The sequence below is a fragment of the Embleya hyalina genome, assembly GCF_003967355.1.
GTDB lineage: Bacteria > Actinomycetota > Actinomycetes > Streptomycetales > Streptomycetaceae > Embleya > Embleya hyalina.
This window is the reverse complement of record NZ_BIFH01000042.1, coordinates 101832-125443: the sequence shown is the minus strand read 5'-3', so window position 1 is coordinate 125443 and position 23612 is coordinate 101832. Positions and strand designations below refer to the sequence as shown.

Annotated in this window: 27 protein-coding genes; 12 read left to right on the top strand and 15 right to left on the bottom strand. The window is 70.5% G+C overall.

Features of this window, described 5'->3' with window-relative positions; translation table 11 throughout:
• Positions 1 to 37: 37 nt before the first annotated feature.
• Together EMA17_RS42125 and EMA17_RS42120 are read left to right on the top strand one after the other, a co-directional pair.
• Entirely contained in the window at positions 38 to 898 is an 861-nt protein-coding gene (locus tag EMA17_RS42125; RefSeq protein ID WP_246127246.1) for a hypothetical protein, read from the top strand.
• 263 nt (positions 899 to 1161) lie between these two features.
• Positions 1162 to 1491 (top strand): hypothetical protein, encoded by a 330-nt coding sequence (locus EMA17_RS42120; RefSeq protein WP_126642523.1) that lies wholly within the window; start codon positions 1162 to 1164, stop codon positions 1489 to 1491.
• 166 nt (positions 1492 to 1657) lie between these two features.
• Here EMA17_RS42120 and EMA17_RS42115 read toward each other — a convergent pair whose 3' ends face one another.
• From EMA17_RS42115 to EMA17_RS42100, 4 genes are all read right to left on the bottom strand, one after another.
• Complete coding sequence (locus EMA17_RS42115; RefSeq protein WP_126642522.1) at positions 1658 to 2035, bottom strand: fic family toxin-antitoxin system, toxin component; 378 nt, start codon at positions 2033 to 2035, stop codon at positions 1658 to 1660.
• Positions 2032 to 2244 (bottom strand): hypothetical protein, encoded by a 213-nt coding sequence (locus EMA17_RS42110; protein WP_126642521.1) that lies wholly within the window; start codon positions 2242 to 2244, stop codon positions 2032 to 2034. Before EMA17_RS42110 ends, EMA17_RS42115 begins: the two co-directional genes overlap by 4 nt.
• A gap of 4 nt (positions 2245 to 2248) precedes the next feature.
• Entirely contained in the window at positions 2249 to 2644 is a 396-nt protein-coding gene (locus EMA17_RS42105; RefSeq protein ID WP_126642520.1) for a TetR family transcriptional regulator C-terminal domain-containing protein, read from the bottom strand.
• 309 nt (positions 2645 to 2953) lie between these two features.
• On the bottom strand, positions 2954 to 5455 hold the full coding sequence (locus EMA17_RS42100; RefSeq protein WP_126642519.1) for a hypothetical protein: 2502 nt from the start codon (positions 5453 to 5455) through the stop codon (positions 2954 to 2956).
• Between the two features lie 218 nt (positions 5456 to 5673).
• On the opposite strand from EMA17_RS42100, the gene EMA17_RS42095 reads away from it, so the two are divergent.
• From EMA17_RS42095 to EMA17_RS42080, 4 genes are all read left to right on the top strand, one after another.
• Positions 5674 to 5949 carry a hypothetical protein gene (locus EMA17_RS42095; protein WP_218043240.1) on the top strand — a complete coding sequence of 92 codons (276 nt, stop codon included), beginning with the start codon at positions 5674 to 5676 and terminating at the stop codon, positions 5947 to 5949.
• A 59-nt stretch (positions 5950 to 6008) separates the two neighbouring features.
• A complete protein-coding gene (locus tag EMA17_RS42090; protein ID WP_218043239.1) occupies positions 6009 to 6290 on the top strand; it encodes a hypothetical protein in 282 nt (93 codons plus the stop codon).
• Between the two features lie 340 nt (positions 6291 to 6630).
• Positions 6631 to 7404, top strand: coding sequence for a DUF8817 family protein (locus tag EMA17_RS42085; RefSeq protein WP_218043238.1), 774 nt, complete (start codon positions 6631 to 6633; stop codon positions 7402 to 7404).
• Between the two features lie 398 nt (positions 7405 to 7802).
• Positions 7803 to 8651 (top strand): SDR family NAD(P)-dependent oxidoreductase, encoded by an 849-nt coding sequence (locus tag EMA17_RS42080; protein WP_160161758.1) that lies wholly within the window; start codon positions 7803 to 7805, stop codon positions 8649 to 8651.
• A 354-nt stretch (positions 8652 to 9005) separates the two neighbouring features.
• Here the strand turns inward: EMA17_RS42080 and EMA17_RS42075 are convergent, their stop codons facing one another.
• Positions 9006 to 9722: a TetR/AcrR family transcriptional regulator gene (locus EMA17_RS42075; protein ID WP_126642517.1), complete on the bottom strand. Its 717-nt coding sequence runs from the start codon at positions 9720 to 9722 to the stop codon at positions 9006 to 9008.
• 14 nt (positions 9723 to 9736) lie between these two features.
• Between EMA17_RS42075 and EMA17_RS56200 the strand changes: the two genes are divergently transcribed.
• Both EMA17_RS56200 and EMA17_RS52240 read left to right on the top strand, forming a co-directional pair.
• A complete protein-coding gene (locus tag EMA17_RS56200; protein ID WP_371863127.1) occupies positions 9737 to 10030 on the top strand; it encodes a WD40 repeat domain-containing protein in 294 nt (97 codons plus the stop codon).
• On the top strand, positions 10003 to 10599 hold the full coding sequence (locus EMA17_RS52240; RefSeq protein ID WP_160161757.1) for a WD40 repeat domain-containing protein: 597 nt from the start codon (positions 10003 to 10005) through the stop codon (positions 10597 to 10599). Before EMA17_RS56200 ends, EMA17_RS52240 begins: the two co-directional genes overlap by 28 nt.
• Before the next feature lie 48 nt (positions 10600 to 10647).
• On the opposite strand, the gene EMA17_RS42065 is transcribed toward EMA17_RS52240, so the two are convergent.
• Together EMA17_RS42065 and EMA17_RS42060 are read right to left on the bottom strand one after the other, a co-directional pair.
• Positions 10648 to 11340 (bottom strand): TetR/AcrR family transcriptional regulator, encoded by a 693-nt coding sequence (locus EMA17_RS42065; RefSeq protein WP_126642548.1) that lies wholly within the window; start codon positions 11338 to 11340, stop codon positions 10648 to 10650.
• Positions 11341 to 11481: 141 nt separating this feature from the next.
• Positions 11482 to 11982, bottom strand: a complete 501-nt coding sequence (locus tag EMA17_RS42060) for an ATP-binding protein (RefSeq protein WP_126642515.1) — start codon at positions 11980 to 11982, stop codon at positions 11482 to 11484.
• 361 nt (positions 11983 to 12343) lie between these two features.
• Between EMA17_RS42060 and EMA17_RS42055 the strand changes: the two genes are divergently transcribed.
• Positions 12344 to 12724 carry a hypothetical protein gene (locus EMA17_RS42055; protein ID WP_246127245.1) on the top strand — a complete coding sequence of 127 codons (381 nt, stop codon included), beginning with the start codon at positions 12344 to 12346 and terminating at the stop codon, positions 12722 to 12724.
• Positions 12725 to 13016: 292 nt separating this feature from the next.
• Here EMA17_RS42055 and EMA17_RS42050 read toward each other — a convergent pair whose 3' ends face one another.
• Positions 13017 to 13433 carry a hypothetical protein gene (locus tag EMA17_RS42050; RefSeq protein WP_126642514.1) on the bottom strand — a complete coding sequence of 139 codons (417 nt, stop codon included), beginning with the start codon at positions 13431 to 13433 and terminating at the stop codon, positions 13017 to 13019.
• A gap of 307 nt (positions 13434 to 13740) precedes the next feature.
• Here EMA17_RS42050 and EMA17_RS42045 point away from each other — a divergent pair, with 307 nt between their 5' ends.
• Positions 13741 to 14151, top strand: coding sequence for a hypothetical protein (locus EMA17_RS42045; protein ID WP_126642513.1), 411 nt, complete (start codon positions 13741 to 13743; stop codon positions 14149 to 14151).
• Between the two features lie 261 nt (positions 14152 to 14412).
• Here the strand turns inward: EMA17_RS42045 and EMA17_RS42040 are convergent, their stop codons facing one another.
• Positions 14413 to 15663, bottom strand: a complete 1251-nt coding sequence (locus tag EMA17_RS42040) for a cation:proton antiporter (protein WP_126642512.1) — start codon at positions 15661 to 15663, stop codon at positions 14413 to 14415.
• 777 nt (positions 15664 to 16440) lie between these two features.
• Here EMA17_RS42040 and EMA17_RS42035 point away from each other — a divergent pair.
• Complete coding sequence (locus EMA17_RS42035; RefSeq protein WP_126642511.1) at positions 16441 to 16944, top strand: MDR/zinc-dependent alcohol dehydrogenase-like family protein; 504 nt, start codon at positions 16441 to 16443, stop codon at positions 16942 to 16944.
• Positions 16945 to 17122: 178 nt separating this feature from the next.
• Entirely contained in the window at positions 17123 to 17680 is a 558-nt protein-coding gene (locus tag EMA17_RS42030) for a hypothetical protein (protein ID WP_126642510.1), read from the top strand.
• Positions 17681 to 18369: 689 nt separating this feature from the next.
• Here EMA17_RS42030 and EMA17_RS42025 read toward each other — a convergent pair.
• The 6 genes from EMA17_RS42025 to EMA17_RS41995 all read right to left on the bottom strand — a co-directional run bounded on the left by EMA17_RS42025 (position 18370) and on the right by EMA17_RS41995 (position 23612).
• Positions 18370 to 18705 carry a hypothetical protein gene (locus tag EMA17_RS42025; RefSeq protein WP_126642509.1) on the bottom strand — a complete coding sequence of 112 codons (336 nt, stop codon included), beginning with the start codon at positions 18703 to 18705 and terminating at the stop codon, positions 18370 to 18372.
• Positions 18706 to 19064: 359 nt separating this feature from the next.
• Complete coding sequence (locus EMA17_RS55640; protein ID WP_126642508.1) at positions 19065 to 20093, bottom strand: calcium-binding protein; 1029 nt, start codon at positions 20091 to 20093, stop codon at positions 19065 to 19067.
• Positions 20094 to 21173: 1080 nt separating this feature from the next.
• A complete protein-coding gene (locus EMA17_RS42010; protein ID WP_126642507.1) occupies positions 21174 to 21938 on the bottom strand; it encodes an alpha/beta fold hydrolase in 765 nt (254 codons plus the stop codon).
• An 18-nt stretch (positions 21939 to 21956) separates the two neighbouring features.
• Positions 21957 to 22376, bottom strand: a complete 420-nt coding sequence (locus tag EMA17_RS42005) for a nuclear transport factor 2 family protein (protein WP_126642506.1) — start codon at positions 22374 to 22376, stop codon at positions 21957 to 21959.
• 352 nt (positions 22377 to 22728) lie between these two features.
• Positions 22729 to 23250 carry a flavin reductase family protein gene (locus EMA17_RS42000; protein ID WP_126642505.1) on the bottom strand — a complete coding sequence of 174 codons (522 nt, stop codon included), beginning with the start codon at positions 23248 to 23250 and terminating at the stop codon, positions 22729 to 22731.
• A gap of 17 nt (positions 23251 to 23267) precedes the next feature.
• Positions 23268 to 23612 (bottom strand): cupin domain-containing protein, encoded by a 345-nt coding sequence (locus EMA17_RS41995; protein WP_126642504.1) that lies wholly within the window; start codon positions 23610 to 23612, stop codon positions 23268 to 23270.

Here is a 23612-nt window from a genome sequence, read left to right as displayed (position 1 = left end):
CAATCGCGAGCGGCTCATCAGGACGCTGACGTTCTGGTTGCGTCCGGCGTTCATGTTGCGTGTCGTCAACCGGTTCCAAAAGATCGCGGGTTTCGACCGCTCGATGGCTTTGGCCTCCGGCGCACTGACCGCCGTGCTCCCGCTCACAGTGATGAGCGGCACGGTCTTCGGCAGTGAGACCGCAGATCGCGTCATCAATCGTTACGGACTGACCGACGGAGGCGCCGACGCCGTACGGGCGGTGTTCACCGCCGACGCCACGACCACCGGCCTCGGCGTCTTCGGAACGTTGTTCCTGGCGATCTCGCTACTGAGCTTCTCCCGAACCGTGCAGCGGTTGTTCGAACAGACCTGGGATCTGAAGCCGCTCGGTGTTCGCAACACACGCAACGGTTTGTGGTGGATCTGCGTGCTCGGCTTCTACACCGCGGCCGTCGGATGGCTCTACGTGGTCCTGGGCGGGACGCCCCTGGGACTGGCGGCCGCCGTGTGCGAGGTACCGCTGACCACGGCGTTCCTGGTCTGGAGCGGCTGGATCATCTCCGCGAAGCGGCTCGCCCCGGCGACCCTGCTTCCGTTCGGCCTCTCCGCGGGCGTCCTGACCGCGGCCTACTCGGTGGGCGCCACCGTCTACCTGCCGCGCCTGTTCGATTCCTACGCCTCCCGGCACGGTGCGGCCGGTGCGGTCTTCGGCATGGCCACCCTCCTCTTCGGCATCATGCTCGTCCTCGTCGCCTCGGCGGCGCTGGGGCGGGAGGTACGAGACGAACTCGTCCGCATTCGCCAGGGCCGACGCCCGTCCCAGGACGAGGTCCGGCACCAGTGGGACGACCTCGTCGAGCAGATACGGTCACGCTGGCGCGCCGTGCGCGGACATCATCCGGAGCACTCCCCGTGACAATCACGCGTACCGCTCGCACGTGACTCGCCGTCGGGCACCGGAGCACCTTCGTAACCCCCGATGGGTGGCCGATCACGGCAGCCGGCCGGGCGGTGGTCGGCGGATTTGCGCGTCCGCCGCTTTCCTGCCGTCGGAACGCGTCGGCAGCGTCTTCGGAGGCACGAGGCCATGGGCTCCGGGCTCCTCACGGGCCGGTTACCCGTTGGGTGCCACGATGGAGTGGAGGGGCCTTTTCGTCCCGGCGATCCAGGAGCGCGATCATGAGCCGCGAGTATCACTTTCACTGCGAGCACGCCGGCTGCTCGGTCACCGTGGGCCTGCGGACGGGCCGAACGCGGGAACTGGAACTCCTCGTGGACGGGAAGGAGGTCGCCGCTGCCCGCGTCAGCGGCCACCGCGCCCGAACACAGGTGATGACCGCGATCCTGCCCACCGACCCGCCTCGCGACATCGAGGTCGAAGTGACACTCCCGGGCGCTTTCGGTGGCGACCCGGTGAGCTTCCTGCTCGCGGACGGCGAACGCAGGCCCATGCCTGCCCGGGATGTGCCCCGACGGTCACGGCCGACGGAAGCGTCCTGGTACTCCTGACCGTGTCGGAACCCCCGCCAAGGCATGCCCGTGACGGCCTCGCGCCGCCGGACACGTCCCTCGCGCGGAGCCCGGGACGGATCGCGCGGGAGATCGACGAGGCCGTCCACCTCGCTCCCCGCCCCTCCCGCCGAGAGCGCCGCACGTACGCGTCGGGTGCGCGGGTTCAGTCGGGGGTGTCCCAGGTCCTGAGCACTGCGGCGACGCTCGCCGCGGTCGAGGACGCGCGGGTCAACTCCTCGGCCAGTGCGGTGACCCCGTGCTGGGTGAGCTTGACCCGCACGCCGCAGGCCGAGAGATAACCGTGGGCCACCGCGACGGCGACCCGCAGGTTGGAACGCTCCAGCCAACGCATGCGGCCCAGGCTGTGTGCGAGCGCCGCGGCCCTGGCGTAGGTGCCGTGGTAGACGTCCTGCCCGGCGATCACCGCCCGATGCCGCTCCACGGCCGCGATCGGGACACCGTAGTCGTCCGGGGCGGGATCGTCGTACCCCGCGCGGCGCGCGACCTCCAGGATCCACGCCAGGTCGACACTCGCGCTCACCCGCGCGACTCGATCTCGTCCAGCAGGTCGCCGTAGCCGTCCAGGACCTCCTGGGCGCCCGCGAGGAAGACCTCGCGCAGGCGTTCGTTGTCGGTGCGGATCAACTGCTCCACGTATTCGTTCACCGGCATGCGCCGGGTCTCGGCCGCCTGCCGGGCCATCTCCGCCGCGGTCTCCTCCAGCCGGAGGTTCACCTGAGTCTTCGCCATGAACTCAAGCTATCACCTGATAGCAGAATCGCGGTCCCGGGCGCCGCGTCCGGACTCGTCGGGCGCGGCGCCCGTGGCGGCAGGCCCCGGTGAAGACTCGGGCGAGGTGGTCGTCCGGGGCGGCCGGGACCGCCGCCCCCGGCGTGCCGTCGGGGTCGGCGTGCATGCGCATCGCCGGCCCCTCGGCGAACGCGACGACACACAGGGCCTGTTCGTCGGCGTCCACGGAGGCGTCCACCTCGCCGCACTCCTTTCCGTTGCGAATGCCCTGGGCCACCCGCTCGCGGATCGCGGCGGCGGTCTCCCGCCGTACGGCCGTCAGCCGCGCGTCGTGCGCGGCCTGCCCGGCGAAGGCCGGCCGGACCGGGAACTCGGCGCGGCGCGCGTCGTCGAACGGCATCGACCACGCATGGCCCGTGGACGCCGAAGGGGCCTGGCACGCCTGACGCTCGGCCTCGCCCGGTACCCAACGGCCCTCGCCCGGCCGTCGGTTACGGCCTGGGCATCCACGTCCATGACACCGACTGCGGCCCCGCGTACGGCCACGCTGGCACCATTCCCGGCTATCCGGCGTTCACCCTCGACAGCGCCGACGGCCGACACCGACTCGTCACCCTCACCGATTGGATCGCGCCGACCCGGGGACCGACGTGCGTTGCTCGACGCGGGCATGGCCTCGGCCGCGCGGCGGTCTCGCGGTGACGTCGCCTCACGATGCCGCGTGCTCCGCCGTGGTGAGCAGTTCCGGGAGGGTGCCGGTGAAGTCGTCCAGGAGGCGCAGGGCGATGACCCAGGCCTCCGTGTTGCCGTCGAGGTGGTCGTGGACGAGGGATTCGAGGAGGGTACGAGCGTCCTGGTCCGGCCATATTCGCGCGACCGGCAACGCGGCGACGGGTCGGCCGTGTTGCAGCAGTTCCCGAACGGTGAACCGGCCCTGGGCGAGCGCGTCGCTCACCCAGTCGTCGTGTGGTCGCAGCGTACGGCGGGTGAGGCTGCGCAGGGTCGCGGGAGACATCGGTTTCCCGTCCCGGTTGGGGATCGCGTCTCGTCCCGGTCGGCACAACGTGTCGGGGCAGCCCGGGAGTTCGGCGAGTCGGGGCAGGATGTCGTTCCCGAGACGACCTCGCGCGTGGGCGACCTCGAGGACGGACCAGTCCCAGCGGTAGCCCTCGTTCAGGAGCTGGGGCAGGGAGCGCGCCGTGGTGGTGCGCAGGCGTTTGGCGAGGCTGTCCGCGGACTCGGCGTCCCGGACGTGCGCGCGCAGGGATTCCAGCGCGGTCCTCGGATCGGGGTGGGTGCGAAGCGCGGAGATCAGGGCCTTGGTCGGGTCGGAGAACCAGTTCGGCAACCCGATCGTGTCGCGGCCCGCGCGTTCCCACTGGCCCAACGCCATCTTCAGTTGCAGATGCCGGGTGCGGATCTGTACGACGGCGAGTGCCGCCGCGAGGAGTTCCGGGTCTCCGGAGCCGACGAACGGGGCCAGCCACTGCCGCTTCGGGAACGTGCCGTCCGCGGGGAGGAGTTCGGCCCGCAGCGTCGGGGAGAGCGGAATTCGGGTGCCGTCGGGGCAAGGGCGTTGCGGGACGCCTTGGACGATGTCCAGAAGCAGGCGGCCGTTGGCGTGGATCTGGTAGACGAGTCCGGCGTTCACCTCCGGGTCGTCCAGGGCGGCCAACGGAGCCACCGCGTCGGCGGGCAGGCGGGAGTGCCGTGCGGTGAGGGCGAGTTCGCGACCGGGGCCGCGCGCGATCAGGTCGGCGAGCCGGGCCGGGCGCCATCGACCGTGCACGGTGGTGTCGTACGCGGTCCGGCCGTCCACGAGCGGTGCCAGCACGTCCATCGTGCGATCGTCGGCGGCGTCGACGAGTGCGACGAAGGCCCGACGGCGAACGTCGAGACGCCGGGTGTCGGTGTGGCCGGGGACGTCCGCCGCGCCGGGCCACGGCCCGGGGGCGTCGTCGTTCCCGGTCGCGTGCCGGGCCGCCTTCTCCACCAGATCGGGCACGGTGCCCCGGAACCGGTTCAGGAGTTCGGCGACGGCACGCCACGCCGCCACGTCGGCGCCGAGCCCGCTTCGCACGAGTCGGGCGAGCCCGGCGTGGAAGCCCTCCCACAGGGGCGCGGGGGCGGACGAGTCGACCGCATGGGCCAGGGCGAGCACGGTCTTGGCCGGGCGGGCGTGGGCGAGCAGATCCTCGCCGGTCAAGCCGCCGGCCACGCAACGCTCGACCAATACCTCCAGCACCTTCGCCGTGACGCATCGCGGCGGCAGCTCCAGGAGCGCCGTGGCGGGCGGTGGGGTGGCGCAGGACTTCAGGAGTTCTTCCGGACGAGGGTGGGTCCGACACAGGGCAAGAAGCAACTCGGCCGGGCAATCCGGCCGTTCCACGAGCACGACGGCCGCGTGCGGTCCGAACGGCGTCCCTTCGTGCGCCGCGAGGAGCGCGGTCCCGTCGAGGTCGGCGCGCCAGATCAGGCTGTCCCGTGCGTCGGAGTACGTGTCCGCGTCGCGTAGTTCGTCGACGAGACCGACCGTTCCCTCGGCCTCGCTCACCGCGGCCCGCAGCGGATCGTCGTCCGCGCCCGCGAGCGACGCCTCGACAAGTTCGCGGACGTCCGGGTGCCGGTCCACCTGGACGGAATCCAGCACCCGGCGTACCGCGTCGTCCCCGCCGTGCGTGCGAAGGGACGACAACGCGCGGAGCAGTTCGGCGCGGGTCAGTCCGGCCCCGGGCTCCGACACGGCGTGCGTGAGAACGTCGGGAAAGGGGCACACCACGGCCGCGGCGAGGGCGGCCCGGACGCGCCCGTCGATGAGCCATCGGCGCACCGCGGTCCACAACTCCCGCCATTCCGGGCGCAGGTCGGCCCCGGCCAGCACCCGCCTGCGGTCGTGCTTGGTCCACGCCCTTCCCTGGAGCACCGCGAGCGCGATCCGCGGATCGCCGGTGGCGACGAGGCGGTCCCGCAGATCGGGGATGCCCCCGAGGGCCTGCTCGTTGCGCACGAGGACCTCGAGTCCGGGCACCCAGTGGGACGCGAAGACCGCGTCCACCAGGCGGAGCGGCGGGACACCCGAGGCGGACAGCCCGCCGAACAGCGCGGCCTCACGGTCGAGGTTGACGCGGTGGTCGTCCACCCGCCCGGCGGCCACGAGCAGCGCGGTGGGCGACTCGGGCCCGACCTCGACCCCCGATTCGGCGTCGAACATGAGTAGCCCTCGATTCCTGCGGTCGTGCGATCCTCGTGCCGTCGTCGGCGCGAACGTCGGCGACTGTATCCACGACGGGCGACACGCCCCATGCGATACCGCCCGCCGGTCACCGCGACGACGGTCGCGGGTGGTGCGTGGGGAAGTCCCCATCGCGTCGCGGCTGTCCCGGCTGGGATGTTGATCCCTCGGACGTGTGGGGCGAGGGAGGGAGAGTCGTGGCGGGACTCGGATGGGGTGTCGTACCGTGCGCGCTGGCGGGCGTGCTGCTGTTGGCGGGGTGCGCCGGGGACGACGACGAGCGCGGCAAGGGCGACTCGCCGGTCGCGAACCAGCGTGGCGACGACACTCCGGCCCAGGTGTTCAACTTCCCCGACGGCTTCGGGAACCTCGCCACCAAGTGTGTCGGTCACGGATTCCGCGCCTACGTGACCACGAACGCGAGCGGCCCCTCAAACGTGCAGGTCGTCCCGGACGCGGCGTGCGCGGGGTGAGTGCGAGGCGGCGGACGAACGCGCCGCGACAATCGCGCACGACGCGATGGGCGCCGATCGTGTCGGTGTTCCTGGCCCTCGGCGCCGTCGCCGGGTGTTCGCAGGAGTATTACGACGAGCGCGGCAAGGCGGACGCCCCGGTGTTGGGCGACCGGGGCGAGGACAGTCCCGCGGAAGTGTTCAACTTCCCCGACGGGTTCGGCAACCTCGCCACCAAATGCGTCGGGCCCGGCAAGCGTGGCTACACCACCACCAAGGGCTCGGTGTCGATCGACGAGGACGTGGTGATCATCCCCGCGAACGCTGTGCTCGTGGACGATCCGACCTGCCGGAAACACTGACCCGCCGCCGACCCCGTGCGCGCCTGCGGGGGCGGGCCGTGGCGGCGGGGCGGTACGCCCGTCCGGCCCCGACATGCGGGTCGCCCGAGACGTCCTTGACTGTTCGAGTCGTAGCCTGTGCACGCTGCGGCCTCTCACCCGCGGTTGACGAACCGGGCTGAACGCGGAGTCCGTGGCGACCGCGGTGGCCCCGCGTTCCTCGCGCTCCGGGTTCGGGTGGCCCAACTCGTCCGGACACGGCAGGCCGATCCTGCCGTAGCGGGCGATGCCGGAGGACGGGCGGCGGTCCGCGTCGGCTCGGGCGTGCATGCTCGTCGTCACCGATGGTTGAATCGCCGCCATGGTCGACGCACGGATGGTGCCCATCCTCCCTTGTCCCTCCATCGACGAAATCCGCGACTTCCTTCTTCCCCTCGGCTTCGAGGTGACGTATCGGCAGATACGCCCCAACCCCTATCTCGCGCTGCGTCGCGGCGACATCGAACTGCACTACAACGGAATTCCCGGCCTTCGCCCGGAGGACTCGTACGGCTCCTGCCTCCTGGTCACACCGGACACCGGACTCCTGTTCGAGGTGTTCGCCGCCGGCCTGCGCACGCGGTACGGCAGACTCCCCCTCACCGGATTCCCGCGCATCACCCGACCCCGCCCGCGCAAGAACTACGGCGGCCTGAGCGGGTTCAGCCTCGTCGACCCCGCGGGGAACTGGATCCGCGTGGTCCGCAGCCCGGACGCACCGAAAACCGACGCACCCGACCACACCGACACGACCGATGAGCCGGCGGCCACCGAGGGCAGACTCGCGGCAGCACTCGCGAACGCGATCGTATTCGCCGACTCGCGCGGCGACGTCGCGCAGGCCGCCAAGATCCTCGCCGGCGCCATATCCCGCCAGGACCCCGCCGCGACGCCCGCCGGGCGAGCCGAGGCACACGCGTACCTCGCCGAACTCCACGTCCGCCTCGACGACTTCGACCGCGCCCGCGAACAACTGGACGAACTCGCACGCCTCCCCCTCTCGCCGACCGACCACGAGGCCGCCGCACCCGCACTCGCCGCGGCCCGAGAACTCCGCGAGACCACGGCCGCCGTCCGGGCCGATTCCGATCGATGAAAGCTGCGTCCTCGGCGATTTCCGTGAAGATGGTCCATCCGCGAGGAGTATTCGTCGTCGTAGGCATGTGAAGCCCGCGCGGCCGTAGGTCCCGACGCCGACGTCGCACGCCTCGCCCGACTCCCGTCGCCCGCCCCGCCGTCGAGCCGATCGCGCACCAGCCCGTCGCCCCACCGGGCGCACCCGGGCACACCACCGGGACCACCATTCGCCGTGACCACCCATGGGAACTTCTTCCCGGCGACGCGACCGTACGACGAAGCGGACATGTCATATCCGCTTGTGGTACGGTCGCGCTCATACTCAAGCGGATACCCGATATCCGTTTACTTCGCACAGTGGTCCCGCGACATCGGGCGGCGCCGTCATCGCGCAACCCGGCGAAAGGAGCACCGAGAGTGCAGACCGTGGTCGTCACCGGAGGAACCGACGGACTGGGCAGAGCACTTGCCCTGCACTACCTGCGCCTGGGAGCGCACGTGCTCGTGGTGGGCAGCACCGCCGCCAAGGGCGAGGCCCTGCTCGCGGAAGCCGAGACCGAGGCCGTCGGCGGCCGAGCCACCTTCCTGCGGGCGGACCTCACCTCGGTCGCGGCGGCCCGCGAACTCGTCACCACGATCGAGGACACCTGTCCCTCGGTCGACAAACTCGTGCTCTGCGCCCAGCGCTACCGGCTCTTCGGCCCACACACCGTCACCCCCGAGGGGTTCGAACACAGCTTCGCGCTCGCGTACCTGAGCCGGTACGTGCTCGGCCACGGCCTGCGCAGGGCGCTCGAATCCGCCCCACGTGCGGTGATCATGAACGTCGGCACCCCGGGCGTTCCGCTGGGTCGCATCCACTGGGAGGACCCGCAACTGACGCGCCGCTACAGCGGTACCAAGGCCACCCTGCAGTCGTTCCGCGCCAACGACCTGCTCGGCGCGGCCTTCCCCGAGGTACACGCAGGCACCCCGATCCGCTACATCGCCTACAACCCCAACGTCGTGGCGACCGGCATGCCCGACCACCTTCCACAACCGCTGCGCACCCTCGTCAAGGCGTGCTTCGCCGTCTTCGCCACCGCGCCGGAAAAGGCGGTCGAGCCGATGACCCGCCTCCTCGACGACCCCCCGGCCCCACCCTTCACCGCCTACCGAACAACCCGCCGACTCCCCCTGACCGCCCCGGCCTTCGACCGAGACTCCGCACTACGCCTCCACCACCTCACCCGGGAACTGATCCCCGACCGAAAGCCGCGGCCATGACGGGAGCGACGACGGATCGTCCGGACCGGGAAAGGACAGGTCGTCCGTGGCCGAACACGCAGCGCTGCAAGCCCTCGTGAACCCGCTCCTACATCCCGGAAAGCAACTGGTGCGAGCCGCGCGCGTGGAGGTCTCCGGCGGCGAGAGCGACAACCCCCTCGATGCCGGGACCATACGGGCAGACTCGAAGGAGGTCGGCGCGCCTACAGCACCCGCAGCGGACGCGCCCTGCTGTACGGCCTGGGAATGCCCGCGCGAAACGATCCGCAGCGCGGACCCCGACTCGGGGTGCGACCGGGCGTCGAAAGGCAGGCGCGGCGAGGACGTGTTCGGCCAGGGCGCCCGAGGGCGGGTTCACCCGGTCGACGGCTTGGTGGTGGAACGCGCGGGGTGGTTCCGTCGTGGCCGGCGGGCTTCGGTGGGTTCGGGTAGTGGTGGTTGGTGCCGGTGAGCGCGGAGTCCGTCGAGGATGATCACCAGGTAGCGTCGCCACAACTCGGAGGGCTGTTCGGTGGGTTGCCCGGCCGGCTGTTCGGCGGGCAGTGCCATGACCGCGTCGATCATCACGGCGATGCGCGCGATGTCGGCCGCGGTCACCCCCTCCCGCAACCCACCCTGGTCGCGGGCCTGTTCCACGAGGCGTTCGCAGTGCGAGTGGATCTCCCGGCGCGCTCGGGCGAGGCCCGTGCCCTCGGCCACGCCTTGGCGCATGAGTTCGCGCAATCCCCGGTTGTGTGCGGCCCGCGCCAGCGCCCGCTCCAGGAACTCGGCCAAGGCGTCGAAGGCGTCGTCCCGATCCAGGGCGTCTCGCGCCATCGCCGCGATCTCGTCGAGTTCTTCGCCGAAGACGACCTCTGCGAGTGCCCGCTTGTCGGAGAACTTGCGGTAGACGGTGCCGACGCCGAGCCCGGCGTGGTGGGCGACGTCGTTGAGCGTGGCCTGCAGCCCGCGGGCGCCGAAGACCTCACGCCCGGCCCGGACGATGCGCCGACGGTTGGCCTCGGCGTCGCGTCTCGGCCGCCGAGCCGTGGCCGGCGCGGCCGGTTCGCCGGTTCCCGTGGGACCGCTCATGGGCCTCCTTCCCGATGGCGCGACCGTACCACGAAGCGGACACCCGATATCCGTTTATGGCTCGGCCATACCCAAGCGGATGTGCGGTCCGGTTGTGGGAGGCGGACACCCGCCGTGCCATCGCGACTCTGGCCGCACACAGCCGGGTGCGCTCGATCACGTTCAGCCCGGACGGCGCCACGATCGCCGCGGCGCGCGCCGACGGCGCCATCGGCCTGTGGGACCCCGCGACGGGCCGGCTCACCGCGACCCTCGGGGGGCGTACCGGAGTTTCAACGGCATGGCCTTCAGTCCCGACGGGCGGGTGATCGCCTCGGCCGGCGAGGACGCGACGGTGGTGCTGTGGGACGTCGCGAGCCGTCGACGCGTCGCCGACCTGGTCGGCCACCAGGACGCGGCCGACACCGCCAGGTTCAGTCCGGACGGACGCGTGATCGCCACCTCGGGGGAGGACGGCACGCTCCGACTCTGGGACGCCGACACCCACGTGCCGCTCGCCGTGATGAAGGGGCACACCGGCGCGGTCGCGACCATCGCCTTCAGCCCCGACGGACACACGATCGCGACCGCCGGCACGGATCGCACCGTGCGACTGTGGGACGTTGCCACGCACCGATCGACGGCACCCCTGACCGGACACGGCGACAAGGTCACCGATATCGCGTTCGCCCCCGACGGCGGCACGATCGCCGCGGCCGGGGGCGATGGCGCGGTGATCCTGTGGGAGACCTCCGACCGACACCGGATCACCTCGTTGCGCGGACACACCGACTACGTCCTGGCCCTCGCCTTCAGCCATCGCGGCGACACCCTCGTGACCGGGAGCTTCGACCAAAGCCGACCGGGCCACCGCCGGCGATCACCACGTCACGCATGAGGGATGCCTATCCGAAAACGCACGCAGGGGCCCGGACGGACGGGCGGGTCAACCGAGCCGGGTCAGGCCATCGAGGACGATGGCGATGCCGGTAAGGAACTGCTCGCGATCGTCGTGCTCCCTGATCCGGCCGACGATGGCGTGCATGAACGGGTAGTCCTCGGGAGCGAGCGCCTGCCAGGCCGTCGCCGTCGCTTCGAGGAACTCGGCCCGGTCGGGCTGGACGGTCGAGGTGTCACCGTCGATGCGGGCGTTCTGGCTGACGGCCCCGAGAATGTAGTGCACAAGCGTCGAGGCGGCGTCGAACCAGGAAGCCTGCGGCACACCCAGCGCGCCCACCTGCCGGCCGATCCGTTCGAAGATCCCCACCGTCACCGGGCCGAATGGCTTCCGGACGATCTGCAGAGTCAGCCGTGTCGCGAGCCACTGGTGCTCGGCGATCGCGTCGAACAGGGCCAGCGCGACGGTGCGGATCTCGTCCTCGGGCGTGGCCGCGGCCCCGGCGGGCTTGGCTGCGAGGGCGGCAGTGACGACCGTTTCCGTTGCCGTGTCCAGCAGTTCGTCACGGCTGCCCGCCCGGTAGTAGATCGCTCCGGACCCGGTGGACAGGCGTTCCGTCAGCGCTCGCGTGGTCAGCGCGCTCTCGCCGCCCGCGTCGAGCAACTCGATCGCGGTCTCGATGATCCGCTCTCGGGAGAGCACCTGGTTGCGCCGCTGGGGCCGCCCGGTTCTCGTTGCCATGCCGCCACAGTGACACATTTGGAGCGGCGCACCAAATTGGTTCATCGCTCCAAACCGGATGGCAGTCGACTGAAGCCAGGTGGTGGGCGGACGCAATGGGACGACGCTTGGGTCGCCTTGGAGGCCGCCTGTACGCACTCGTCACGAGCAGCGTGCCGCGACCGCGGCCGTACACACCGCGCGCGCCGCCCACACGACCTTGCCGCCTCCCGGGGTGCGCTGGTAGCCGACCTGCTCGGACTCCGAAGCGACCAGGAAGAGCCCCCGCCCGTGCTCCTCGTCCTGTGCTCCGAGGCCCACGACGGGCGGCTTCGGACTGTGGTCGCCGACCTGCACGATCAACAGCCCGTCGACGGTCCACATGGAGAGATCGATGACCGATGAGCTGCCACCGGACCGTTCATTCCGACCGTGCCCGTTGGACGCGTACGCGTGCCGGACCGCGTTCCCGACGAGTTCGGAAACCACGATGCGAACGGCGTCGATGTCGTCGTCGGCCATACCCCAGTTCCGCGCCACCTCAACGGCGCGCCGACGCGCGTACGGCACGGAACCCGGGCCCGCCGCGAGCGGGATCACGACGGGACGCGGGGACCCGTCGCGCGGAGCGGGCGCCGGGCGGGCGGCTAGACGGGTGTTCATGGGAGGCACCTCCAGACCGTGACCCCGAAGAAACACTGCGTAGGATCCAGGACCGTTTGCGGATTTTTGGTGCGCCGTTCGATCGGCTTGCGGTGTACCCAGGATCCGATCCCGCCGACATCCCCAGAGCCCTGTGCAGCCGCGATTCTCACATCAGGCCAATGGGAGACCAAGAGATTCGAACCTGGATACGGTTCATCTTCTTGACTCAAGAGTAGACCGTTTTTTATATGGTTGTAAATGGTCTGACCGTATTGATCCGCAGGATCGTGCACACCGCCGATGGATGGCCGACCACCGAGCGCGGGCCCGACCCGGGGGCGGCGCAACACCCGAAGAGCGCGACAGGATGGGGGTCGTGATGAACGACGATGTGGCTTTGATCGCGCTCCTGCGTCGGCTCGACGACGGCGAACACTTGTGTGCACCGCAGGAGTACGACGAGCGGGGGATCTCGTCGATGCTCCACCGACTGGTGTCCCGGGTGGAGGCGGATTTCGCGACCCGCTGCCCAGTGGAGTGTCATCACCGCAACACGGTCGAGTACGCGCGCGTCGTCGTCCCGGGCGAGGCCACGGTGTGCGGGACGCGGATCGTCGTCTCGATCAGCAACTTCGGCTCGCTCGCGATGGTCGCGGCGGACAACCCCGGCGCGTACCTCGGCACGGACGAGGCGCGCGAGGAGGGCGCCCTGGACGCCGGAGACCTCGCGACCGTGAAACGGGCCCTGCTCGACACCTGATACGTGGTGGCGTCGGAGGAACTCCTCGACACCCCGTACGACGGACCGGCAACGCCGCGCGGGGACGAACGCCGGCCCACGTGGTGGGACCGCTACTTCGGCCACCCGTAGACCCGGCGAACCGAGCCCCCGCCCACCGCGAGCCGCCCCATCGTCACACCACGCCGCCGACAGTGGCATCCCGCGCGATCGCCCGCAGGAGGAGCCCTGCACGGCCGCCGAGTTCGAGTCCACACCCTGGCGACGTGCGGGAACGGCCCGGCTCCGAGGGGAGGCCGGGCCGTTCGGTGGGTCAGGCGGTCGCGTACACCCAGCCCTCGCCGCCTACGCGGGCACCGCCCTCGCGGGTCTGTCGGGCGACGCTGAATCGGACCGCGCGACCTTCGGCGAAGTCGAAGTCGTACCACTGGGTCGACGCGTTGCCCCAGAGGTCGGCGCTCTGGTTGCGCCACTGTCCGTTGTAGTAGTACTGCAAGTGCACAACAGGAACACTCGGTTCGTTGGGGCGCAGGTCGCGAATACGCAACTTGTCCCCGTTGCTGTAGAACGTGGCGTCGGCGGTGACGGCACCCCCGCCGTAGACGTGCGTCCGCGAGGTGATCGTGGCGTTGCCCGCCGCGCCGGCGGGAGTGGCCACAACGGCGAAAGCGCTCAACGTGACCACGGCGGAAGCCGTGATCGTCGCTGCTCGCTCGGTGATCCTGCGCAAGAACTTGTCCTTTGCTCGACTCGGAGCGGCCTGTCCGAGGAGTATCGGCCATCTCACCCATCGGCAATATCCGTCGTGCGTAAGGCTGTTCGCGCGGCGCCGGCCGTCGCGGGCATCGCCGATGGGGGGGCGGCGGATCGGGGCGCCGGCGACGCGGGCGCCACTCGTGGCCGAAATCGCGCATCGCATTCGGCAATCCCGCCCGAATGGACGGGCGTGGCGTGGCATCACTTGCGCAAAGCGGATAGCTTCCGGTAATCGCACGGCAAAGAATCTCCCTGAAGATCACAATAGGCGGGGAGACACCTTGCACAGGATTACGAAGCGCGTCGCAACCACTGTCGGCGCGGCCGTCGCGGCACTGGCCACCAGCGTGGCGTTCGGTACATCCGCCGAGGCGGCGGGCAATACCGTGTACTCCGTCACGAATCCGACCGGGGATGCGAAGGCGCAATTCGTCAGCAACGGAGACGACTTCATTCTTTTCGACCTGAACCAGAAGGACGCTTATGGCGTCGTGCTGGATGTCCAGGTCAAGTACGGGTCGAACCCTTACCAGCATTTCACGAACAAGTACTACAGCGGCGCCGGATACGGGTGGCTGCCCTACTCGTACGACTTCGTGGAAGGCCGCCTGATCCGGTTCCGGGTCTGCCTGCAAAAGGGCGTCGGCGCCAAGTGGGAGAGCTGCTCCGGCTGGAGGACGGCGACCGCCTAGTCGTCGAAGAGGTCTCGATCGACCGAGGTGAGCAGCGTCCTCGTCCCGTCCGGGTTGTCGAGGATGGGGTGTAACCCGCCGTGTAGCCGCCGCAGCGGTTCGGGTCCGGCGGAGGCGGCGCCTCGGGGTCGAATCGACACGAGCCCCGGCGTCGCCGCGATCGTGCGGGTTCGGTCGCGGCGCCGTCGTCTCCGGGTGGGCTGGATGGGTGTCACGTCCGTCAGCCGCTCCCGCGCGTCGGCGCCGCGCACCCTCCGCTCGTCAGCCGGGGTGCCCCCGCGACCCCGTCGGCGTCGGAACGCCCGCGTCTTCCTCCTCCCTGACGCCCTCGTACCGCTCCCGGAACAGCCGCGCGGGCAACGCCCGTTCGAATCGCCGGGCCCGGGTCGCCGCCAGCGGCCCGAGCACCGCCATGACCAGCACGTACCCGGCGATGAACGGCGCGAGTCGCGCGTCCAGACCGCCGGCGCTCGCCGCGAGCGCCGCCAGGACCAGCGCGAACTCGCCCCGGGACAGGATCGTGAACACGACGTTCGACGCCTGCGATCGATCCAGATCGCTAATCCGCGCGGCGGCCACGCCGGCGACGCCGTTGAGCACGAAGGTGAGCAGCACCGCGAGCGCCACCGGCACGGCCACCTTCGCCAGGTCGCCGGGGTCGATCGACAGGCCGAAGGAGAAGAAGAAGATCGCCGCGAACGCGTCCCGCAGCGGATGCACCAACTCCCGGATCCGCGGCGCGGTCTTGGTGGCCCCCAGGATCAGACCGATCATGAACGCGCCCATCGCGTCCGATACACCGAGTTCCTCGGCCACTCCGGCGGTCAGGATCGCCAGACCGGTGAAGATCACCACGAGCAGTTCGTCGTCCTTGGTGGCGATCAACCGGCCGACCAGTCGCGTGCCCCAGCGCGCGACCGAGGCGAGCAGGATCAGAAATCCGAACGCCTTGCCGACGTCGAGCGCCGCCGCGCCCATGCCTTCGGCCTCGCTGAGCACAGGGGTCAGGATGGCGAGATAGAGCGCGAGGAAGACATCCTCGATCACGATCACGCCCAGGATCAACCGGGTCTCGGGATTGCCCAGTCGACCCAGGTCGACCAGCACCTTCGTGACGATCGCCGACGAGGAGATGCCGATTACGCCCGCGAGCACGAGCGCCTCGCGCCAACCCCAGCCGAGCGCGAGCCCGAACAGGAAGCCGCCTCCCACGTTGAGCACGAGATAGAGGGCACCGACGCCGACCAAGCGGCGCCCACCGGCGACCAGGTCGTCGGTGTGGAATTCGAGGCCCAGATAGAACAGCAGGAAAACCAGGCCGATTGCGCCGAGCAGTTTGAGGTCGGCGGGGTTGTCGACGAGGGCGATACCGGGGGTGTTGGGGCCGAACAGGATGCCGGCCAGCATGAACAGCGGGATGGTCGGCAGCCCGATGCGGGCGCCTGCACGGGCGAGGATTCCGGCGGCGAGGAATGCGCCGCCGAGCGCGATCAGGGCCTCCGCGAGATGCACGAAGATCACCGTCCTTCCGGGGGCGGTGGTCGGGTCCGGGCGTCGTCGGGGACGGCTGACGTCGGCAGGGGCCGAACGTCAGGTCCCGGCGCACTCCGGTGGCCCCCGTGCGGGCGGCGGACGCGGCCCATGACCCGCGGGTGGGTCGATCCCCCACCGGGTGACCGGCGGTGCACACCGCACGCGCGAAAACCGCTCGTCGGCGGCGACACGTGCGGCGGCGTCGACATGCGTGTGCGGCTCGGGGCGATCGAGTTCACCGGCGGTCGCCACCGGTGCGGAGGTCGACGAGGCCGGCCGACAGTCCTGGGGGCGTTCGAGTCCGTGCGGTCCACCGGACACCGGCGTCGCGTGCACGTTGGCCGCGGCCACCGGCAACGATCCGCCGGCTCCCTCGCCTCGGCCGAACCCGGCAGCGAAGGCGGCCACGAGGGACAACACGAAGAGCAACGCAACGACCGGAACCGACAGGCGATTCGCTCGCTGCGGCACACGCGCTCCCCTCCGCCCGGAGGGCGCGATCGATTCCCTTGGCGAAAACTTTACCATCCGTGGATCGTCGGGCCCTACCCCGAGCCCGGCAGCGCACTGCGGCCGGACAGCCGTGGAGTCGAGCGAGACACGTGGGAACGGCCCGAGTCCGGAGCACGGCGACGGCCGCAGTGCGGAGAATCCGTCCGGTGCAACAACACGTGGGGGTACGGGAGACCGGGCACACCGTGCCGCAGGTCCCGGCCGCGCGGCCGCCCCTCGGCCGATCCGGATCCGTCCGCCATCGTGTGCGGCCCCACCGGCGCGGATCTGCGCCGGGAGTTGCGCGCGGCCACCGGCGGCGCGGGCCTGGCCGTCACGCCGGACGCCGTGGGCGGCTCGGGCAGCGGCGCCCTCCACGACGGCCTGCTACCCGGCAGGCCGCTGCCCACGGAACCACGAACGCGGCGGCCCGACGTGCGGATCGTGCTGTTCCGAATGCGCGAGCGGATCCACGCCGGCCCTCGGCGGGAGCGCGACCACGCCTGCGAGGCGGGGTTCTCGCTGATCCCCGACAGCAACGCCGCGACCACCGTCGCGACGATCCGGTCCCTCTCCCAGGTGCGACACGCTCTGGAGCACGATGCGATGCACGAGCGATCCGGCAAGCTCCGCCTGAGCAAGATCCTCCCGAGGATGAACACCGACCGAGCGCGGCACGGTGGTACCACGCCCGACCCCGCAACAGCCAAGCCACGCACGTCGCCCGGCGACGCGGCGCGTGCCGTCTTCTCGTCCTGCGGCCGGTGACCCGCGCACCCGTTTCATCCTTTCGGGTGACCAGCCGTAACCCCGCTCCGGTCCCGCGTCGTTGCACGACCGCGGTGTCCGCCGCGAACCGACGATCCACGTGTCCACACCCGAGGACGGCAACCGTGGGGCCCGGCCCCTCCGCCACCACGGCCACATCCATCTGCGAGGTTGACCCATGAACCACACGCGACTTCTCGGCCTGGGGCTCGTCGTTCTCGCGGCCGTGCCGGCGTTCGTCGTCGCCGGCGCCGCGAGTCCGGCCGAATCCGCCGCGAGCGCACTGCCGGTGCCCGTGGTGCAGACCTGTACCGGGTTCCAGACCGAGACCTTCACTCCGGGGTTGAACTCGACGCTGCGTCAGGTCGCCGGCGAGGGCAGTGGCGAGTTGACGTCCTGCCTGCCGTTCGGTGGCACGCTGCCCGCCTCGGGCCGCGTCACCTCCACCATGTCGGGGCTGATGAGCTGCGACGGGGGCACCCGCACCCGCACGACGACCATCACCTGGGACGACGGCGGCACCAGCAGTCTCGAGGAGTCCGGCGGCATCGAAACCCCGGTCGGCGGGGGACGGTTGGCGGTCTTCAGGGGCAAGGTCCGGTCCGGACGCTTCGTCGACGACACGACCGTCACCACCCGGACCCTGTCACCGCTGCCGAAGCCGCAGTGCGCGACCGAAGCGGGCCTCACCGAGGCCGCCGGCCCACTCGTGGTGGAGTTCACCCACCTCTCCTGATCCGCCGGCGGGCCCGACGGCGCGGCCGTCACCGAGGCCACCGACAAGTCGGGCGGCAGGACCGGCTGGAACGCGGCAGTGATCGCCCACCGCATCGGCGGCTCCGGGCAAGTCACCGGCGGGGAGGCTTCGACAAGATTCACCGACACGACGACCCGCGCGATCAAGCATGCCGGGATTCACGTCGACATCGCGGTCGGCGACGGTGACATCGCCTCGGCCGAACGTGGGCCGGGCCGGCCCGGCCGGCCCCCGGGTGCGGGCCGCTCGGCGTCGGGCGTCGGGGTTCGTTCGACACGCCGGCCGCCGGACGAACCGGCGCGCCGACGTGCCGTACGGGAGATCCTTACCCACAGCCGCCCGGGTCGCGGACCTGCGTCGGTCGAATGCACGGAACGGCGCGCGGTGTCCTACTGCCGGGCCGTCGAGAAGGGCGCGACGGCGTCGGTGGCGGAACACCTACGTGCGAGGACCGACATGCGGACGGTCGCCCGAGAGGCTGACGGTGTGTGGCGGATCGTCTCGATGAACCGCTCGAATTCCGGTGGTTCGACGAATCGGTCACGCGATCACGCGGTTGCGCGATCACTCGAGGTGCGGGGCGGAATTTGCCGCCCGCCGCGTTGTTCACGTCCAGGTGCGGGACGCGCCGGCACTCGAAACGACAGCGGGAACGTCACTGCGGATTCCTAACGGGGCGAAACCGCGAACGGGAGCGGGACGTCCGACAGGATCCAGAGTTCGACGCCGGGCTCGTCCCAACGCGGGCGGCAGGCGTACGCCTTGTAGTGGGGGTTGTTCAACAGGCCTACGGCGTACTGCTCGCAGGCGTAGGTGGACGAGAACGCCCGCTTGTACCGCCACTGGAAGTCGTCCGGCGCGGCCGGGCTCGTGCCGGCCGACGTCCCGGCCGACGTGGTGGGCGCCGTCGTGGGCGCGGCGACGGCCGGAGCGACGGCGGAGAGAGCGCCGAGGGCCAGGCCGATGGCCAGGACTCCCGACGCCCCACGAAGCTTGTGGTTCATGGACCTTCCTTCCGGGGGAAACGACCGACGGGTATCGGTCGCCGGATCGAACGACCCGGCAATCAGATTGAACGGGATCGGGCATGATCCATGTGACCTAATCCGCAAGGAAGTACGTTGAAATACAAGGGAGTTCGTTCAGCACCGCCTGAACTCGCCGCACCGGCTCCCGGACGTGCAACGGCAAGGCCGGCACAGCGGGGCGAGGCGCCCGGGTCGGGAACGGGTGTACGCGGCCCCCTTTGACCGGATCCAGGCGCGGGCCCTGTCGGAATGGGCGTCGTCGACGTCGACGGTCGGAGCGCCCGGGCCGGGCCCGGCGGCGGACCGTACTCGCCGCCGGGCACACGTGTGTGGAGTCAGGGAAGGAGGATGATCTCGCAGCCGGCGAGGGTTCCGCCGTCGGAGCCGGCACCGCCGCGGCCGCATTGGTCGAGGCCCGGACCGCCGTCCAACTTGTCGATGCCGAGGCCGCCCATGAGAGTGTCGTTGCCCGCCCCACCGTTCAGAGTGTCGGCGCCCGCGTCGCCGAACAGGAAGTCCTTGCCGCCCGCGCCGTTGAAGGTGTTGTCGGCGGCGGAACCGGCGAAGCTGTCGTCGTAGGCGCCGCCGTCCACATCCTCGACGTCGAGGTGGACGTTGATGTGCTCGAACCCTTCTTGCCCGTCGTCGCTCACGTCGTTCAGGGTGACTGTCACCGGACCGGTGGCGGCCTCGAAGCTGACCAGGTCCTTGCCGGGGCCGCCCGAGATATCGCGCGAGGCGGCGGTGTTGGTGCTGACGACGTTGATCCGGTCGTTGCCCAACCCGCCCCGCGCGTGCGCACTCTCCGACAGGCGGATCGTGTCGTTTCCGGCATCGCCGAAGACGGTGCAGCCGGATACCCGCACCACGTCGTCACCGGCGCCACCGTTGATCCGGCAGTTGTCCACGGACCAGGTCCGATATTGGATCTCCAGTTGGTCGTTCTGGTCGCCCGCGTCGAGCACGAGGTCCGTCCAGTCGTCCGGCAGGTGGCACGTGGCCTTGTGGTCGCTCCGTTTCGTGCAGTTTTCGCCCACTGCCACCACGGCGGCAAGTTCCTCCACAACGAAGAAATCGTCCGTTTCCACGTTGGTCCGGATGTTGTTCTGGACGCCGGGCGACGCCACTACGTGCACCACGTTGTTCTCCAGGTACACCAGGGTGGGGGCCGCCATCGCGTGCGCGGGCCCCGCCGCCGCCACGGCGGTGGTGGTGACCGTGGTGCCTGTCACGACGAGCAGTACCGCCGCGAGATGTGCGAACCAACGTCTCACCGACATGCGCGGATGCCTCCTTCGGGTCGTGACGACACGCACGCGCCCCGACGAGGACCCGGGCGCGCCGTCGCTCGCCGCCGCGCGCACCGCCCGCTCCGAACCAGGCCGCGGTCGACGTCCGACCGAGGAACGGGCGAGGCGAGGCGAGAACGCGGCGGGGCGGGCGGGGCGCCCGCCGGCACCAAGCGTCCTCCCCCGACCCGCCCCTCGACAGGACGCGTTCCGGTCGAAACGTGTCGGTCCGCGCCCGTGTCCGGTACGGCCGAACCGCGCATTCCACCGCCGGACAGAGCATGACGTACCGGTTCACGACCGCCACCGCACGACCCGCCGATCCGTGTCCGTCGCCCAACGTTTCCGGTTCGAGACCCACCCGGACACGCACCCCTCACCGTGCCGTCACTCCCGTCGCCGGCCCGAAATCACACCCCGCACGCCGCAGCCGGCGCGCCGACGAGATCGGGTGGCCCCCGAGCGGCACGAGGGGCACGGGAGCCGGTGGTCGATCGTCATGTCGACGCCGCCGGTCGGCCGATTCGGCTCTTCGGCAGTCGCAGCCGGACCGGCCCCCGCGTGTGCCTGACGACGTTGCCGACCAGTTCGCTGACGACGAGTTCGGTGGTCATGACGAGTTCGTCGAGGTGCCATTCGGCCGGCTACCGCCGGACGTGGGCACGGGCCTCGCCTGCGGCGATGGGCCCCGACATCCACGACGGCCGGTGGCAGGTGCCCGGCGCTGATCATGGTGCAGATCCGGCTCACGGGGTCGTGGACGGCGTACAGAGAGGTCGCGTACAGCGCGCCGGCGGCGAGAGGTGTGTGGGGCGCTCATCGCGCGGCGTCACGGTCGAGCATCGACGGAATACCGGGGTCTGGACCGCCGGGAAGTCGTGTGAACCGATGGCCATCCGTGCCGCCTGGTCCGGACCCGGTGGCGAGCAGTCGCTCCACGGTCACCGGGCACGTGTACGAAGCGCGGCGCATGGACGCCGCGGAAGCGTCGTGGTGCCGTGCCGAAGGGGATGGGGCGGCCCGTCGTGTGTATCGGCGTCGCATGGCGAGGGGCCGGGGCGACGATGGTCGTCGCCCCGGCCGTTTCGGGCGTCTCGCGTCGGGACAGGGTCGGTGTCCCGTGCCGGGCGATCATCCCGGGCTCGACGTGTTCGGCTATTCGGGAATTCTTCGTCGGGTTTCGGCGGCGGTGAGGAAAGCTCTCAGCATGTCGTTGAACGGTTGGCCGATCCGCTGTACGGCGTGTGGGCTTCCGGGGAAGATCCTGCGCTCGGCGTTCATCTGTGTCGCCAGCACGTCGCATACCGCTTCGAACGCGGGGGTCCCGCCTCCGGATACGACGAGCTTGGGGAAGGTGGTCCCGGCGAGTACCTGCGACGGGACTCCCGTGTCCCACGGCTGTTCCGTCTTCAGGTTGCGCACCGCCTCCGCGAACTCCGGGGGAAGCGGGCTCGGCAGCGAGAGCCGGACGTCGAGCGCCTCCAGGAATCCCGCCAGGAACGTCTCGTCGTCGGCCGAGACGTTCCGCCGCCAGTGCCGCATCAGCGTCTCGCGCAGATCGTCGACCGCGGGATGGCCGATCCCGTTGGGCAGCGCGGGTGGTTCGATGACGGTGAGGGACCACACACGATCCGGGACCAGCGCCGCCGCCCGCATGGCGACGACACCGCCCATGGAGGTGCCCACGAGGTGGGCACCGGAACCGATCAGTTCGGCGATCTCCTCGGCATCGCGATCGGGGTCGATGCGATCGGTGTGCGGGCTCGGACGGTAACCGCGTCGATAGGGCGCGATCACGGTCCATTCGTCCGCGAACGGTTGCTGTTCCACGAATGCGGCGGCGGCGGAGTTCAGGCTGCCGTGAATCAGCAGCAGCCGGGGGCCGTGATCACCCCATCGTTCCGAGGCGAGCGTGTTCAACGACGTACTCCGTTCTGCTCAGGCGCGAGGGCCGGCGGCGAAGACACCCGGGTCGATGTCGAGCCGGCGGGACTCGAATCGCCAACCGTCGGGTGTGCGGACCAGGGTGTCGCGGTAGATGCCCGTCGCGATGATGAACGGCGATTGCACGACCTGGAGTTTGACCACGACGCTGTACATCTCGGCCCGCTCGGCGTCGCCTTCGATGACGTGATTGGCACCCAGGTGTCGCGCGCCGTCCTCCTTGCCCGCGGCAATGTGGCCGCGGAGGAACTCCTTGATGGACGTGTGGCCCTGGAAGGTCCCGTAGTTCGCGATAAACGTTCCGTCGGGGATCCAACACTGTGCCCAGGCGTCGACGTCGTGCGCGTCGAGGTATCGGAACTGTCGGGCGGCGAGCTCTTGGATCGCCAGCTTGTCTTCCACTGTCAGGGGCATGTCTGTTCGCCTTCGCGAGGGCGCCGCGGGGCGGCGCCTTGTCGGTTGTGGTTCGGTTGCGGTTCGGGGACCGCGACCCGCGCGGGCGACCACCGGATCGCGGCGGCGTCCGGGCGGGCTCGGCTGCCGTGTCCGGGGTGCGGCGGCAGGCCGGAATCGGCCGGGCGACCAGCGGCGTTGCCGGGTGATCGGCCGGTCGGGGGGGTCGGGAGGTGGGGCCGGGCGCTACCCGCCCGTGCTTCCGGCCGAGAGATAAGCCGGTTCGGAGGCCGCGCCGTTCGGGCGTTCGGCCGAGCAGGCCCCGAAAGCGTCGAGCCGAGTCGGGCTCGGAAAACGTGGAGCCGAGTCGGGTTCAGAAATACCAGGGCGCGCGGGCGTGTCCGCGGTCGACGACGTCGCCGAAGCGTCCGCCGAGGAAGGCCAGCGGTTCGCCGGCGCGCTCGCAGGTGTCCAGGACGCGGCCGACGACCACGATGTGGTCCCCGGCGACGAAGTGGCGCTCCACGTCGCACTCCAGGTGGGCGAGGGCATCCGGGATCACCGGTACGCGGTGCCGTCCGTACGCGGGTTCGAGGCCGGCGAAGTGGTCCTCGGCGCGCCGGGCGAAGCGCATCGCGATCGGCTCCTGGCGCGACGACAGGATACTGACGGCGAATCGGCCCGAAGCGGTGATCGCGTCGGTGCTGCGCGCACCGATGGTGAGGCAGACCAGCAGCAGAGGCGGGTCCAGCGACACCGAGGTCAGCGAATTGACCGTCATCCCGTGTGGGGTGCCGTCGGGAGCGTAGGTCGTGACCACCGCCACCCCGGTGGCGAAACGGCCCATGGTCAGGCGCATCGTCTGCGGGTTCACGGACGCGAGGGTGGAAGCCATGTCGTTGTCTCCGATGCTCAGGCGCGATAGCGCACTTCGAAGGTGACCACGCCCTCGTCGGTTCGCCAGGGCCCGTGCGGCATGCCCGGCGGGCGGCAGGCGTACATGCCGGCGGTGAACGTGCGGCCCAGGGTGATGTCGGTGAACGAGCCCTCCAGGATGTACACCTCTTCCCAGAAGTCGTGGCGCTGCACGCCCATCGGGGTGGAGTCGGCTCCCGGTGCGTAGCGCAGGATTCGGGTCGCGACCCCGGTGGCGGGGTCCTTGGCCAGGACGCGTTCGGTGATCGCCGGGTCGTCTCCCGGACACGGGGTGAACCCGATGTCGGAGACGGGGAAGAACTCGTGCTCGGGCTTGCTCAC

Coding starts and splice junctions, on each gene's coding strand:
- EMA17_RS42120 (WP_126642523.1), top strand. CDS start 1,162: ATGAGCCGCGAGTATCACTTTCACTGCGAGCACGCCGGCTGCTCGGTC.
- EMA17_RS42110 (WP_126642521.1), bottom strand. CDS start 2,244: ATGGCGAAGACTCAGGTGAACCTCCGGCTGGAGGAGACCGCGGCGGAG.
- EMA17_RS42105 (WP_126642520.1), bottom strand. CDS start 2,644: ATGCCGTTCGACGACGCGCGCCGCGCCGAGTTCCCGGTCCGGCCGGCC.
- EMA17_RS42100 (WP_126642519.1), bottom strand. CDS start 5,455: ATGTTCGACGCCGAATCGGGGGTCGAGGTCGGGCCCGAGTCGCCCACC.
- EMA17_RS42085 (WP_218043238.1), top strand. CDS start 6,631: ATGGTCGACGCACGGATGGTGCCCATCCTCCCTTGTCCCTCCATCGAC.
- EMA17_RS42075 (WP_126642517.1), bottom strand. CDS start 9,722: ATGAGCGGTCCCACGGGAACCGGCGAACCGGCCGCGCCGGCCACGGCT.
- EMA17_RS56200 (WP_371863127.1), top strand. CDS start 9,737: ATGGCGCGACCGTACCACGAAGCGGACACCCGATATCCGTTTATGGCT.
- EMA17_RS52240 (WP_160161757.1), top strand. CDS start 10,003: ATGGCCTTCAGTCCCGACGGGCGGGTGATCGCCTCGGCCGGCGAGGAC.
- EMA17_RS42065 (WP_126642548.1), bottom strand. CDS start 11,340: ATGGCAACGAGAACCGGGCGGCCCCAGCGGCGCAACCAGGTGCTCTCC.
- EMA17_RS42060 (WP_126642515.1), bottom strand. CDS start 11,982: ATGAACACCCGTCTAGCCGCCCGCCCGGCGCCCGCTCCGCGCGACGGG.
- EMA17_RS42055 (WP_246127245.1), top strand. CDS start 12,344: ATGAACGACGATGTGGCTTTGATCGCGCTCCTGCGTCGGCTCGACGAC.
- EMA17_RS42030 (WP_126642510.1), top strand. CDS start 17,123: ATGAACCACACGCGACTTCTCGGCCTGGGGCTCGTCGTTCTCGCGGCC.
- EMA17_RS42025 (WP_126642509.1), bottom strand. CDS start 18,705: ATGAACCACAAGCTTCGTGGGGCGTCGGGAGTCCTGGCCATCGGCCTG.
- EMA17_RS42005 (WP_126642506.1), bottom strand. CDS start 22,376: ATGCCCCTGACAGTGGAAGACAAGCTGGCGATCCAAGAGCTCGCCGCC.
- EMA17_RS42000 (WP_126642505.1), bottom strand. CDS start 23,250: ATGGCTTCCACCCTCGCGTCCGTGAACCCGCAGACGATGCGCCTGACC.